11 protein-coding genes and 1 pseudogene are annotated in these 14,108 nt (G+C 63.3%); 2 read left to right on the forward strand and 10 right to left on the reverse strand.

Annotated features, from left to right (window positions below; translation table 11 throughout):
• Positions 1 to 7 precede the first annotated feature (7 nt).
• From hutI to hutU, 8 genes are all read right to left on the reverse strand, one after another.
• A complete protein-coding gene (gene hutI, locus BMW74_RS19355) occupies positions 8 to 1,213 on the reverse strand; it encodes an imidazolonepropionase (RefSeq protein WP_093425228.1) in 1,206 nt (401 codons plus the stop codon).
• A gap of 100 nt (positions 1,214 to 1,313) precedes the next feature.
• Positions 1,314 to 2,846, reverse strand: coding sequence for a histidine ammonia-lyase (hutH, locus tag BMW74_RS19360; protein ID WP_093425230.1), 1,533 nt, complete (start codon positions 2,844 to 2,846; stop codon positions 1,314 to 1,316).
• 117 nt (positions 2,847 to 2,963) lie between these two features.
• On the reverse strand, positions 2,964 to 4,487 hold the full coding sequence (gene hutH, locus BMW74_RS19365) for a histidine ammonia-lyase (protein WP_093425232.1): 1,524 nt from the start codon (positions 4,485 to 4,487) through the stop codon (positions 2,964 to 2,966).
• Between the two features lie 159 nt (positions 4,488 to 4,646).
• Positions 4,647 to 5,471 (reverse strand): quaternary amine ABC transporter ATP-binding protein, encoded by an 825-nt coding sequence (locus tag BMW74_RS19370; protein ID WP_093425234.1) that lies wholly within the window; start codon positions 5,469 to 5,471, stop codon positions 4,647 to 4,649.
• On the reverse strand, positions 5,468 to 6,319 hold the full coding sequence (locus tag BMW74_RS19375) for an ABC transporter permease (RefSeq protein ID WP_093425236.1): 852 nt from the start codon (positions 6,317 to 6,319) through the stop codon (positions 5,468 to 5,470). The genes BMW74_RS19370 and BMW74_RS19375 overlap by 4 nt, the downstream gene beginning before the upstream one ends.
• Positions 6,320 to 6,389: 70 nt before the next feature.
• Positions 6,390 to 7,358 carry an ABC transporter substrate-binding protein gene (locus BMW74_RS19380; RefSeq protein WP_093425238.1) on the reverse strand — a complete coding sequence of 323 codons (969 nt, stop codon included), beginning with the start codon at positions 7,356 to 7,358 and terminating at the stop codon, positions 6,390 to 6,392.
• Between the two features lie 69 nt (positions 7,359 to 7,427).
• Positions 7,428 to 8,897, reverse strand: a complete 1,470-nt coding sequence (locus tag BMW74_RS19385; RefSeq protein ID WP_093425240.1) for a purine-cytosine permease family protein — start codon at positions 8,895 to 8,897, stop codon at positions 7,428 to 7,430.
• A 122-nt stretch (positions 8,898 to 9,019) separates the two neighbouring features.
• On the reverse strand, positions 9,020 to 10,702 hold the full coding sequence (gene hutU / locus BMW74_RS19390) for a urocanate hydratase (protein ID WP_093425242.1): 1,683 nt from the start codon (positions 10,700 to 10,702) through the stop codon (positions 9,020 to 9,022).
• A 406-nt stretch (positions 10,703 to 11,108) separates the two neighbouring features.
• On the opposite strand from hutU, the pseudogene BMW74_RS25790 reads away from it, so the two are divergent.
• A pseudogene (locus tag BMW74_RS25790) lies at positions 11,109 to 11,639 on the forward strand (Tar ligand binding domain-containing protein); the annotation flags it as partial.
• Positions 11,640 to 12,128: 489 nt separating this feature from the next.
• Positions 12,129 to 12,746: a methyl-accepting chemotaxis protein gene (locus BMW74_RS25795; protein WP_371911794.1), complete on the forward strand. Its 618-nt coding sequence runs from the start codon at positions 12,129 to 12,131 to the stop codon at positions 12,744 to 12,746.
• Positions 12,747 to 12,752: 6 nt separating this feature from the next.
• On the opposite strand, the gene BMW74_RS19400 is transcribed toward BMW74_RS25795, so the two are convergent.
• Both BMW74_RS19400 and hutC read right to left on the reverse strand, forming a co-directional pair.
• Positions 12,753 to 13,325 (reverse strand): HutD/Ves family protein, encoded by a 573-nt coding sequence (locus tag BMW74_RS19400; protein WP_093425248.1) that lies wholly within the window; start codon positions 13,323 to 13,325, stop codon positions 12,753 to 12,755.
• Between the two features lie 9 nt (positions 13,326 to 13,334).
• Positions 13,335 to 14,003, reverse strand: coding sequence for a histidine utilization repressor (gene hutC / locus BMW74_RS19405; RefSeq protein ID WP_256562617.1), 669 nt, complete (start codon positions 14,001 to 14,003; stop codon positions 13,335 to 13,337).
• Positions 14,004 to 14,108 lie beyond the last annotated feature (105 nt).

The raw sequence follows: 14,108 nt of genomic DNA on the forward strand, positions 1-14,108 counted from the left end.
GGTTCTCCTACAGTTCGACGTCAACGCCGTGACGCACGACGCGTTTTTCCAGGTCCCCGCCCAACCAGTAAGCCAGGTCGGCCGGACGATCGATGTGCCACGCGACGAAGTCGGCCACCTTGCCGGCCTCCAGCGAACCGTGGGTCTGTTGCATGCCCAGCGCGGTGGCGGCGTGAATGGTCGCGCCGGCCAGGGCTTCTTCCGGGGTCATGCGGAAACAGGTGCAGGCCATGTTCAGCATCAGGCGCACCGACAACGCCGGCGAGGTGCCGGGGTTGAGGTCGCTGGCGATGGCGATCTTCACTTGGTGCTTGCGCAAGAGGTCCATCGGCGGCAACTGGGTTTCGCGCAGGAAGTAGAACGCCCCCGGCAGCAGCACGGCGACAGTGCCGCTGGCGGCCATGGCAATGGCGTCTTCTTCGGTCATGAACTCCAGGTGATCGGCCGACAGCGCGTGATACTTCGCCGCCAGGCTGGCGCCATGCAGCGACGACAGTTGCTCGGCGTGCAGCTTCACCGGCAGGCCGAGCGCTTGCGCGGCAATGAACACCCGCTCCACTTGCTCAGGCGAAAACGCCAGGTACTCACAGAACGCATCCACCGCATCCACCAGCCCTTCGCTCGCCAACGCCGGCAGCATCCGCGTGCAGATGTGCTCGATGTAGGCGTCGGCGCGGCCGACGTATTCCGGGGGCAAGGCGTGGGCCGCCAGGCAGGTGCTGCGCACGCTGACCGGCAGCTCGGCACCCAGGCGGCGAATGACCCGCAGGATCTTGCGCTCGCTGGCCAGGTCCAGGCCGTAGCCGGATTTCATCTCGACCGTGGTCACGCCATCGCGCAGCAGGCTTTTCAACCGTTTGGCGGCGCTGGCGAACAGCTCGTCCTCGCTGGCGGCGCGGGTGGCGCGCACGGTGCTGGCAATGCCGCCACCGGCTGCCGCGATCTCGGCATAGCTGACGCCTTGCAGGCGCTGCTCGAACTCGCCGCTGCGGTTACCGCCAAACACCGTGTGGGTATGGCAGTCGATCAGGCCCGGGGTGACCCAGGCGCCCTGCAGGTCGTTGACCGCCGGGTACTCGCCGGATGGCAGTGCGTGGCGCGGGCCGATCCACTCGATGTGCGCACCGGACGTCACGATGGCCGCGTCCTCGATGATCGAGTACGCGCCCTGCGCCATGGTTGCGACATGGCAGTGTTGCCAGAGGGTTTTCATCCCTTAGTCTCCACAAATTTCAAATTCGTATCGCGAGCAGGCTCGCTCCCACAGGTTCGGTGTGTTTCCTGTGGGAACGAGCCTGCTCGCGAAAAGGTCCTTACAGGCTCGGCAGCAACGTGGCCAGCACCAGCTCATTCAGGCAGCGCGAGGCCAGCAACTCGCTCGCGGCGTTGATGTCCGGGGCGAAGAAGCGGTCCTTCTCATAGAACGGCACGTCGGCACGCAGGATGGCGCGGGCCTTTTCCAGCTTGGTCGAGGTCTTCAGGCCGTTGCGCAGGTCCAGGCCCTGGCACGCGGCCAGCCACTCGACCGCCAGCACGCCACGGGTGTTCTCGGCCATTTCCCACAGACGCTTGCCCGCCGCCGGGGCCATCGACACATGGTCTTCCTGGTTGGCAGAGGTGGGCAGGCTGTCCACCGAATGCGGATGGGCCAGGGCCTTGTTCTCGCTGGCCAGGGCCGCCGCCGTCACCTGGGCGATCATGAAGCCGGAGTTGACGCCGCCGTTGGCCACCAGGAACGGCGGCAGTTGCGACATGTGCTTGTCCATCATCAACGAGATGCGGCGCTCACTCAGGGAACCGATTTCCGCGATGGCCAGGGCCATGTTGTCGGCGGCCATGGCCACCGGCTCGGCGTGGAAGTTGCCGCCGGAGATCACGTCGCCTTCAGCGGCGAACACCAATGGGTTGTCGGACACCGCGTTGGCTTCGACGACCAGCACCTCGGCGGCCTGGCGGAGCTGGGTCAGGCAGGCGCCCATGACTTGCGGCTGGCAGCGCAGGGAGTACGGGTCCTGGACCTTGTCGCAATTCTGGTGCGAAGCGCTGACTTCACTGCGTTCGCCCAGCAGGTCGCGGTAAGCCGCCGCGGCGTCGATCTGGCCTTTCTGGCCACGGGCGGCGTGGATCCGCGCATCGAACGGCGAGCGCGAGCCCAGGACCGCTTCGACGGTCAGGGCGCCCAGGGCCAGGGCGCCGGCGAACAGGTCCTCCCCTTCGAACAGGCCACGCAGGGCGTAGGCGGTGGACACCTGGGTGCCGTTGAGCAGCGCCAGGCCTTCCTTGGCCGCCAGGGTCAGCGGGGTCAGGCCCGCGACTTTCAGCGCTTCGGTGGCCGGCAGCCATTCGCCCTTGTAGCGGGCCTTGCCTTCGCCCAGCAGCACCAGGGACATGTGGGCCAACGGCGCCAAGTCACCCGAAGCGCCCACCGAGCCCTTCAGCGGAATGTGCGGATAAACCTCGGCGTTGATCAGGGCGATCAGCGCGTCGATCACCAGGCGCCGAATCCCGGAGAACCCCCGGCTCAGACTGTTGACCTTGAGCACCATGACCAGGCGCACCAGGGCGTCGCTGATCGGCTCACCGACACCGGCGGCATGGGACAGCACCAGCGAGCGCTGGAGGTTTTCCAGGTCTTCGCTGGCGATGCGCGTCGAGGCCAGCAGGCCAAAACCCGTGTTGATACCGTAGGCGGTGCGGTTCTCGGCGAGGATCTGCTCCACACAAGCCACGCTGGCTTCGATCGGCGCCGTGGCGCTGGCGTCCAGGGTGACGCGCACGGGCTGTTGGTACACGGCACGCAGTTGGGCAAGGCTCAGTTGGCCTGGAATAAGGTTCAGCACAGTCATGTCATGCTCCTTTTGAGAGTTTTTTATTCACTGTCCAGACGCTCCGGAAATACCCGTTGTCCGTCGCTGCCCGCAGGGTATGCGGATGGCGCCTTGGCACGCTGGCTTGGGTCGATATCAGTCGATGTTCGGCAGTGCTCGGTGCAGCAAAATCGGATCCTTGAGAATCGAAGCCGCACGGGCGATTTCCGGGGCCAGCCAGCGGTCCTGGTCGTAGACGGCCACGCGCTCGCGCAGCAGGCGCCAGGCGGTATCGGTGCCGACGCCAAAGCGCTGGTCTTTCAAAAAGTCAAAGGCCTGGGCCGCCAGCAGGTACTCGATGGCGAGGATCTGCGTGCAGTTCTCCAACACCTGGGAAAGCTTCAGCGCCGCGTTGGTGCCCATGCTCAGGTGATCTTCCTGCAGACCCGAGGTGACGTAGTTGTCGAGCACCGCCGGCTGCGCCAACTGGCGGTTCTGCGCGCACAGCGAGGCGGCGACGTATTGCACGATCATCAGGCCGGAGTTGACCCCCGGGTTGGCCACCAAAAACGCCGGCAGACCGCTGACGTGAGGGTTGATCAAGCGGTCGAGGCGACGCTCGGCAATCGAACCGATCTCCGCCATGGCAATCGCCAGCAGATCAGCCGCCAGGGCCACCGACTGACCATGGGGGTTGGCCTGGGATACCACCCGGAAATTATCCGGAGTGCCCAGCAGCATCGGGTTGTCGGTGACCGAGTTCAGCTCGGTCTCGATCTGCCGGCGCGCGTGCGCCAGTTGGTCGCGGGCGGCGCCGTGGACCTGGGGGATCGAACGAATGCTCAGTGCGTCCTGGGTACGAATGCCCAGGCTGGTGGCGATCACTTCGCTGCCATCGAGCAAGGCGCGCAGGTTGCGACCGACCTGCTGCATACCGGGATGGGGCTTGAGGGCGATGATCTCGGCGTCGAACGCGGCGATCTGCCCGCGCTGGGCTTCGAAGCTCATGGCGCTGATCACGTCGGCCCATTGCAGCAGGTGGCTGGCATCGGCCAGGGCCAGGCAGCTCAGGCCGCTCATGCACGGCGTGCCGTTGACCAGGCACAAACCGTCCTTGGCCCCCAGTACCACAGGCTCAAGGCCCTCTTCGGCCAGGGCCTGCTGGGCCGGGACAATCTGCCCACGGTAGCTGACATTGCCGACGCCCAGCAGCGCGATGCCGATGTGCGCCATGTGCGTCAGGTAGCCCACCGAGCCCTGGGACGGCACGTGTGGAGTGATGCCCCGGTTGAGCAGTGCCAACAGCGCCTCGACCACTTGCCGGTGCACGCCGGACTTGCCCTGGCTGTAATTGGTGATCGCCGCGACCATGATCGCCCGGGTCTGTTCGTCCGCCAGCGGTGCGCCAACGCCACAGGCGTGGCTGAGTAAGGTGTTGCGCGACAGTTGGCTCAGTTGCTCGCCTTGCAGCGAGACGTTGCACAACGCCCCCAGCCCGGTGTTCACCCCATAAGCACGCTCGCCGCTGACAACGATGCGCTGGACGATGGCCTGGGCATTTTCAATCCGCGCCCAAGTGCTGGCGGACAGCTCAAGCGGTGCGCCGCCACGGGCCACGGCGACTACGTCCTGCCAACGCACCGGGGCGTCGGCGATGATGATTTTTTCTGCCTGGGACATCGTTAACCTCATCCTTACAACACAAAATATGGGTGCAACTGCACTTCACGGACGCCTTCGCGAGCAGGCTCGCTCCCACAGGGGGAATCGGCGTTTGCACACACCTTGTGGGAGCGAGCCTGCTCACGAAGAGGCTGCCCTGCCGCCACAAGGCCCGGATCAGACCACCACCGCCCGCCGCTGTACAAACCGGTCGACGTACTCATCGGCTGGCGAGTGCAGGATATCCTTGGGCGTGCCGACCTGGATCAACCGGCCATCCTTGAGAATCGCGATGCGATTGCCAATGCGCACGGCTTCGTCCAGGTCGTGGGTAATGAACACGATGGTCTTGTGCAGCGTCTTTTGCAGCTCCAGCAACTGGTCCTGCATTTCGGCGCGGATCAGCGGGTCGAGGGCACTGAACGCTTCGTCCATCAGGATGATGTCGGTGTCCGCCGCCAACGCCCGGGCCAGGCCGACGCGCTGGCGCATACCGCCGGAGAGCTGATGCGGGTACTTGTTCTCGTAGCCCTTCAGGCCCACGGTGTTGATCCAGTGCATGGCACGCTCGCTGCACACCTGCTTGGTCTCGCCGCGCACTTTCAGGCCGTAGGCGACGTTGTCCAGCACACTCTTGTGGGGCAACAGGCCAAAGCTCTGGAACACCATGCTGATTTTGTGCCGGCGGAATTCACGCAGCGCCTGCATGTCGTACTGCAGGATGTCCACGCCGTCCACCAGGATCGCACCGCTGGTGGGGTCGATCAGGCGGTTGAAGTGGCGCACCAGAGTCGACTTGCCGGAGCCCGACAAGCCCATGATCACGAAGATCTCGCCGGTGCCGATGGACAGGGACAGGTCATTGACCCCGACCACGCAACCGGTCTCGGCCAGCACCTGGTCCTTGCTCTTGCCCTGGCCAATCATGCTCAGCGCCTCGGCCGAACGACTGCCGAAAATCTTGAACACGTTTTTGACTTCGATCTTGGCTGCGTTGCTCATTTGCTCACCTCATGCCGTGGACGACCGTAGGCCTGGGTAATGCGGTCAATGACCACTGCGAGAATCACAATCGCCAGGCCGGCTTCCAGTCCGCGCCCGACGTTGAGGGTCTGGATGCCGACCAACACGTCTTCGCCCAAGCCACGGGCACCGATCATCGAGGCGATCACCACCATCGACAGGGCCATCATGGTGGTCTGGTTGATCCCGGCCATGATGCTCGGCAGGGCCAGCGGCAGTTGCACGCCAAACAGTTGCTGCCAGCGGTTGGCACCGAAGGCGTTGATCGCTTCCATCACTTCGCCGTCGACCTGGCGAATCCCCAGGTCAGTCAGGCGGATCAGCGGCGGCGCGGCATAGATCACGGTGGCGAAGATGGCCGGCACCTTGCCCAGGCCGAACAGCATCAGCACCGGGATCAGGTACACGAAGCTGGGCATGGTTTGCATGATGTCCAGCAACGGCATCAACACCGAACGCAGGCGATTGCTGCGGGCCGAGAGGATGCCCAGCGGAATGCCGATCAGCACCGCGATCAAGGTGGCGACCATCATCAATGCCAGGGTTTGCATCAGCTTGTCCCACAGGCCGACCGCGCCCACCAGGAACAGCAAGCCGACAATCACCGCCGTGGTCACCACTTTGCGGGTCGCGTGCCAGGCAATGCCGGCGACGATGGCCAGCATCAGCCACCAGGGTGCCGCGCGCAGCAGGCCTTCGAGGTTGACGATGGCCCACAGCAGGGTGTCGGAGATCTGGCGGAACACATCGCCGTAATTGGTGACCAGCGAATCAACCCAACCGTTGACCCAATCGGCGATGGAAAAGGTAAAGCTTTCGGGAAACATAAGAGACTCTCAATCAAGTGGGTGTGGTGAACGTCCCGGCCAGCCCCTCGGTTAGCCGGGAGGTGTCGACCTACAGTGCCGCGTTGATTTTCTTGGCCGCGTCTTCACTGACCCACGCTTGCCAGACTTCAGGATGTTCCTTGAGGAAGATCTTCGCCAGCTTGGGCGAGGCGATCCGCTCGTTGGTCATGCGCGCCAGGTTCTGGTTCAACAGATCGATAGGCAGGTTGACCTTCTCCAGCACGGCCACCAGTTCCGGCGCTTCGTCGTGGAAGGTCTTGGACAGGCCGACCTTGATCACCACGCTTCTGTCCACGCCGGGTTTTTCATCCAGCTTCACCAGGTCGACATGGCCCAGCAACGGGGTCGGCGACCAGTAGTAGAACAGGATCGGCTCGCCACGCTTGTAGCTCGACAACACCGCCGCATCCAGGGCCGGACCGGTGCCCGGGCGGAAGTTGGTGTAGCTGCTTTCCAGGCCATAGCTCTTGAGCATTTCACTGTTCTCCAGCTCACAGGTCCAGCCAGCCGGGCAGTTGTAGAAGCGTCCCTTGCCCGGCTCTTCCTGATCCTTGAACACCGCCGAGTACTTGGCCAGGTCGGCGATATTTTTCAGGTCCGGCGCCTTGGGTTCGAGCTTGCGCTTGGCGTCGCCTTCGATCACATAGCGAGGCACGTACCAGCCTTCGACGGCACCCACGATCGGAGCGCCAATACCCACAACTTTGCCGGCCTTCTCGGCCTTGTTCCAGACCTCGCTGCGGCCCACCCACTCTTCGGCGAACACTTGAATGTCGTTGCTGCTCAGGGCGTTCTCCATGGTGATGGAGTTGCCGGGCAGGCTGTCGGTCTTGCAGTCGTAGCCTTTCTCCAACACGACTTGCAGCACGTCGGTCAGCAGCATGGCGCTTTCCCAGTTCAGGCCGGCGAATTTCACCGGTTTGCCCGACTCACACCAACCGGCGGCCTGGGAGGCCCCCGCGCTGGCCAGCAGGCCCAGGGAAAGCAATGTGGTCAGCAGGGTCTTGTTCGATTTCATTGTTGTGACGCTCCTAATCATGAGTTGGCTTACGGCAGTCAAGAGGCATCCGGCCCTGTCCACATCCAATCAGGCCTGCGCCTCAGCGCGACCCACCTTCAGCTTTTGTTCGGTGATCGCGTCCTGCTCGACCGGCAGGATCAAACGATCAGGCACTGCGCCGTGCCAGCGTTTCGCACACAGGTAATACAGGGCTGCGGGAAGCACCAGACCGATGATCCAGGAAATATCCACATCACCCAGGGCCGCCACCAGCGGACCGGTGTAGAACTTGGTGGAGATGAACGGCAGTTGCACCAGCACACCAAACACATAGACGCTGATACCCAGAAGGTTCCAACGACCGTAGCGACCATTCGGATCGGCCAGCGCCGGTACGTCATAGCGCTCGCGAGTGATGCAGTAGTAGTCCACCAGATTGATCGCGCTCCAAGGTGTAAAGAACGCCAGCAGGAACAGGATGAAGGACTTGAACACACCGAGGAACGAGTGCTGACCGAGCAACGCCATCAGGGTCGCAGCCCCCACAATGACCAGCACGAACACCAGACGCTGCAAGCGCGTGACCTTCAGGTCGCCACGAAAACCGCTGAAGATGGTCGCAATGCACATGAAGCTGCCGTAGGAGTTCAGCGTGGAGATGGTGACCTTGCCGAATGCGATGCTGAAGTACAGCAGCGCAGCGGTGGCACCGGTACCACCCAGACCAACGATGTAGGCCACTTCATGGCCGGCGTATTGGCCGTTGGCCGAAGCGGCAGCGAACACCCCGAGGACCATCGCCACCTGCGCCCCAATGACCGAACCTGCGCCGACGGCAAAAAAAGTTTTCACCGAGGAAATCTTGCTCGGCAGGTAGCGAGAATAGTCAGCCACATAAGGGCCGAAGGCGATCTGCCAGGACGCTGCGAGCGACACCGCGAGCAAGAAGCTGCTCCAGCTGAAGTGGCGGATTTGCAACAGCGCGCCAACGTCAACCTGGCTCATCAGACGGCTGAACAGATAAACAAAGGCAATCACGCCAATGACACTGGCAACACGGCCGATCCAATGGATCACCCGATAACCGAGCACCGTGACCAGCACGATGACACTGGCGAAAAGGAGGATACCGACGGTGTCGCTGACGCCAAACAACTGGCCCAGCGCCTGGCCGGATAACACGGTTCCCGTTGCGGTGAAGCCCAGGTACATCAAGCAGACCAGCACAATCGGGATGGCCGCGCCGTACACGCCGAACTGTACCCGGCTGGAAATCATCTGCGGCAGGCCAAGCTTGGGCCCTTGCGCCGCATGCAGCGCCATCACGCCACCGCCCAGTAATTGACCGATCAACAGACCGATCAATGACCAGAACACATCACCGCCAAGCACCACGGCCAAGGCGCCGGTGACAATCGCGGTGATTTGCAGGTTGGCCCCCATCCACAGGGTGAACTGGCTGAACAGACGACCGTGTCTTTCCGCTTCCGGGATGTAGTCGATCGAACGCTTCTCGATCAACGGTTTGTTACTTGCGCGTTCGCTGCTGACAGCCATGGTTCAACCTTTGTGGATTGTTATTTTGGTTGGAGTGTTTCCCTGCAGGAGCGAGGCTTGCCCGCGAAGGCGTCTTGACTGACACACGTTCGCGGGCAAGCCTCGTGCCTACGGGGCAAGCATTACTTGCCGGTAATCATCGGCAAGTTCAGCCCTTGTTCCTTGGCGCAATCAATCGCGATCTGATAGCCGGCGTCGGCGTGGCGCATGACGCCGGTGGCCGGGTCGTTGTGCAGCACGCGGGCGATGCGTTCGGCCGCTTCGTCGGTACCGTCGCAGACAATCACCATCCCCGAGTGCTGGGAGAAGCCCATGCCGACGCCGCCACCGTGGTGCAGCGAGACCCAGGTCGCGCCGCTGGCGGTGTTGAGCAAGGCGTTGAGCAGCGGCCAGTCAGACACGGCGTCGGAACCGTCCTGCATCGATTCGGTTTCGCGGTTCGGGCTCGATACCGAGCCGGAGTCCAGGTGGTCGCGGCCGATCACCACCGGGGCCGACAGCTCGCCGCTGCGCACCATCTCGTTGAACGCCAGGCCGAGCTTGGCGCGCAGGCCCAGGCCAACCCAGCAGATCCGTGCCGGCAAACCCTGGAAGCTGATGCGCTCGCGGGCCATGTCCAGCCAGTTGTGCAGGTGGGCGTCGTCCGGGATCAGTTCCTTGACCTTGGCGTCGGTCTTGTAGATGTCCTGCGGGTCACCCGACAGCGCCGCCCAACGGAACGGGCCGATGCCACGGCAGAACAGGGGACGGATGTAGGCGGGAACGAAACCCGGGAAGTCGAAGGCGTTCTCGACACCTTCTTCCTGGGCCATTTGACGGATGTTGTTGCCGTAGTCGAAGGTCGGAATGCCCATCTTCTGGAAGTCGAGCATCGCCCGGACGTGGACCGCCATCGACTGCTTGGCAGCCTTGATCACGGCCGCCGGCTCGGTCTTGGCGCGTGCGCGGTACTCGTCCCAGGTCCAGCCGGCCGGCAGGTAGCCGTTGAGCGGATCGTGGGCGCTGGTCTGGTCGGTGACCATGTCCGGACGCACGCCGCGCTTGACCAGTTCGGGGAGGATTTCAGCGGCGTTGCCCAGCAGCGCGATGGAGATCGCCTTGCCTTCGCGGGTGTACTTGGCGATACGCGCCAGCGCGTCGTCCAGGTCGGTGGCCTGCTCATCGACGTAGCGGCTGCTCAAGCGGAAATCGATGCTCACCTGCTGGCATTCGATGTTCAGCGAGCAGGCACCGGCCAGCGTCGCGGCCAATGGCTGGGCGCCGCCCATGCCGCCCAGGCCAGCGGTCAGGACCCACTTGCCGGTGAGGTTGGCGTTGTAGTGCTGGCGACCGGCTTCGACGAAGGTTTCGTAGGTGCCCTGGACGATGCCCTGGCTGCCGATGTAGATCCAGCTGCCCGCGGTCATCTGGCCGTACATGGCCAGGCCCTTGGCGTCCAGCTCGTTGAAGTGCTCCCAGCTCGCCCAGTGCGGCACCAGGTTGGAGTTGGCGATCAGCACGCGCGGGGCGTTGGTGTGGGTCTTGAACACGCCGACGGGTTTGCCGGACTGCACCAGCAAGGTCTCGTCATCGTTGAGGTTAGTCAGGCTTTCGACGATCTTGTCGTAGCACTCCCAGTTACGCGCCGCACGCCCGATACCGCCATAGACCACCAGTTCCTTGGGGTTCTCGGCGACTTGCGGGTCGAGGTTGTTCATCAACATGCGCAGCGGCGCTTCGGTCAGCCAGCTCTTGGCGGTCAGCGTATTGCCGCGGGCGGCGCGGATCTCGACATCACGAAATTTTGTAGGCTTTTGCTCGGTCACGAAAAAACTCCTCAGCAATCAATCCAAACCAGCCCAGGCAATGGGCGAATCAGTGGACGATGGTTGAGTCATCGTGACTCATACGCATACGTCTTTACTTGTACATACAAGCATATGCAATCAAGCGGCCAACTCGACGGCTGACGGCTCACGAAATTCGCGGATTGGTCTGAAGCGCCCGTCGTTCAAGGCTTTGCCGAACAGGCTCGGTTGAGCGCTGACGGCGCTCATACCCTCAGCCCGAGTGACGTTCGCCCCACGCTGGGGCGTTCAGTAACACCTCGCGCACCGCTGGGTGCATACAGGAAACAACCTACACACAAGCAAGAATCGTCCTACTCCACCTCTTTCACCCCTCGCCGATGCCTAGGCCACCGACAGTCATTACCCCTCGCGAGGAACCCCCATGAAACAGTGGAAAGTCAGAACCCATCTCCTGCTGATGGCCGCTATGTTGCTGGCCAGCTTGCTCAGCATCGGCGCACTCGGCTCATACGGCATGCACTCGATGGTCCAGGGCCTGAAGCGGGTCTACGTCGACCGGGTCATTCCCATCCAGGACTTGAAGAAAATCTCCGACCTGTATTCGGTCAGCATCGTCGATGCCACGCACAAGGCCCGGGACGGCACCTACACGGGGCCCCAGGCGGCCCAACAAATCGAGCAGGCGCGGGGTGAAATCGAGCGCCTGTGGCGCGGCTTTGTCTCGACCCAGTCGGCGCCCGAGGAAGTCAAACTGATTGCCCGGATCACCCCCCTGATGCAGGCGGCCGACGCGCCCTTGCAGCACTTGCAACAACTGCTGAATCAACGCGACCCCATCACTCCGGCCCTGGAACACTTCGCGTCCCGGCAGCTCTACCCGCTGATCGATCCGCTGTCCGAACTGTTCTTGCAGCTGTCCAACGCCCAGCAAGAAGAAGCGCGGCTGCAGTTCGAACAGAGCTCGGCCTTTTATGAGTTCTACCAGACGCTGAAACTGCTCCTCCTCGGGGCGGCGCTACTGATGGGCAGCACCTACACCCGGATGTACTGCGCCCGCCTGATGCGCCACCTCGGGGCGGAGCCCAGCGAACTGGCCGACCTCAGCGCGCAGATCGCCCAGGGCCATTTGGTCGAGCCCGAGCGCGGCGCCAGGACCGCCACCGGCGTGATGCAATCCGTCGACGCCATGCGCGACAGCCTGCGCGCGATGATCGGCAAGGTCCGCCAGGCCGCGCAACAGATCGAAGCCTCGACCCGGCACCTGGGCACGTCATCGGAACAAGGCCTGGAACAGGCCGCCGCGCAACACGACGCGGCGTCCTCGATTGCCGCCGCAGTGGAACAGATGTCGAGCAACATCACGCACATTGCCGAGAATGCCGCCGCCGCACGGGACACCACGCAAAAGGCCGATCACATCACCCGCCAAGGCATCGCCAGCATGGACCGCTCCATCCAGGAGATGCAGCACATTGCCCACCTGGTGACCCAGACCTCAGACGATATCCATCAACTGGCCATCCACTCGAACGCCATCGGCAGGATCATCGACGTGATCCGCGGCATCGCCGAGCAGACCAATCTGCTGGCCCTCAATGCCGCCATCGAGGCGGCCCGGGCCGGGGAACAGGGGCGTGGATTTGGCGTGGTCGCCGATGAAGTCCGCGAGCTGGCTTCGCGCACCGCCAGTTCCACCGCCGAGATCGTGATACTGGTGAGCGCGATTCAGGGCGGCATGAGCAAAGCCAAGAGTGGCATGAGCGCTGGACGCGAGCGGGTGCTCTGCGGGCAGCAGTTGATCGACAGTGCCGGCGAGTCGATGCATGGGGTGAAGGCGGTGCTGGATGAGTCGCTCAACGCGGTGAGCCAGATATCCAATGCGCTGCAGGAGCAACGCGAGACCAGCGAAAACGTCGCCCGCAACGTGGAGACCGTCGCCAAGCGCGTCGAAGAAAATGTCTCGGTCCAGCAGAACATCGTCGAAACCATCCAGGCGCTCAAGCAGATGTCCAACGAGCTGGATGTCACCGTTCGAGGCTTTACCCTCGAACGGCACTAAGCGCCCTTACGCCTGCGGCGTCAGTTCGATGACACAGCACGGGGCGTTGACGGCGATGTCCAGCAAGCCGGCATTGGCATCCACGTGCAGGCAATCGTGGCGGCCCAGGTGCTGGAGGCTGCCATCGAGCTGGACGCTGAGCGACTCGCTCACGCTGAATACCAGCACCGTGCCGGCCGAGGTCAGCAACCGCTGTTCACCGGCCAGCCATTGCAGTCGGGCACGGTAGCGCTGCGGCGCATAGATCAGGTTGAAGTCGCGGATCGGTCCATCCAACAGCGTGCAGGCCACCTGGCTCTGGCCGCTGAAGGCAAACGGATCGAGCGGCAACAGCGCCCGAGTGTCCTGGCCATCGACGCTCAAGGTCATGCCCGCGCCTTGCAGCACGGTGATCACCCGCTGGTAACCGGCGAAGGTGGAGAACCCGCCCGACTCCGCGATATCGGCAATCGACAGACGCCAGCCAAACCCATCCAGCCCCGTGCCCGCGTCGCGGGTGATTTCTTCGGTGCTGCCGCCGCCGTTCTTCCACGGCATGCGCGGGTAATCAACGGCGCGTAAAACCTTCAACTCACGCATTCAAGGCCCTTATTTATGGAACCGCCCTTCCAGGCGATGACGGGAACCGGGGTGGATCAGCCGCGCAGCGGTCACCGGCTGACGCCCCGACCAGGTGCGGCGACGAATCAGCAGGCACGGCTCGCCCCGTTCGATTTGCAGCAGCTTGCATTCCGCCGGCTCGGCCAGGATCGCTTCGACCACGTGCTCGCCTTCGGTCAACGGCGCCACCTGGCTCAAGTAGGCATAGGGGGTTTGCAGGGTGAAGTCCTGCTTGAGGTAGTCCGGGGCCACCAGGGCGTTGACGAAACGGTCCTCGATTTGCACCGGGATGTCGTTCTCGAAGTGCACGAGCAGCGAGTGGAAGACCTTCTGGCCTTCGCGCATGTCCAGCGCCAGGGCACGCTCGGAGCCGGCGGACTCTTCTTCGAGGGTGATGACCTGGCAGCTATGGCGATGACCGCGCGCGGCGATTTCATCCGCGATGTTGTGCACCTCGAACAGCGCGGACTGGCCCTTCGGTTCGGCGACAAACGTGCCGACGCCCTGCATGCGCACCAACAGGCCATCCACCGTCATCTCGCGCAAGGCGCGGTTGATGGTCATGCGACTGAAACCCAACTGGCTGACCAGTTCGCTTTCCGAAGGCACGCGGTAGTGCGGCGGCCAGTTACCACTGTCGATCTGCTGGGTGATCATCTGTTTGACGCGCGCGTACAAGGGCGCCGGACTGTCGTCCAGATTGGCGCTCAGATTGGCATTGGGCGGCAATGTGGCAGGCGGAGTCGGCACGGGAGATCCTTG

Source organism: Pseudomonas sp. ok272, from assembly GCF_900109995.1.
Classification (GTDB): Bacteria; Pseudomonadota; Gammaproteobacteria; order Pseudomonadales; family Pseudomonadaceae; genus Aquipseudomonas.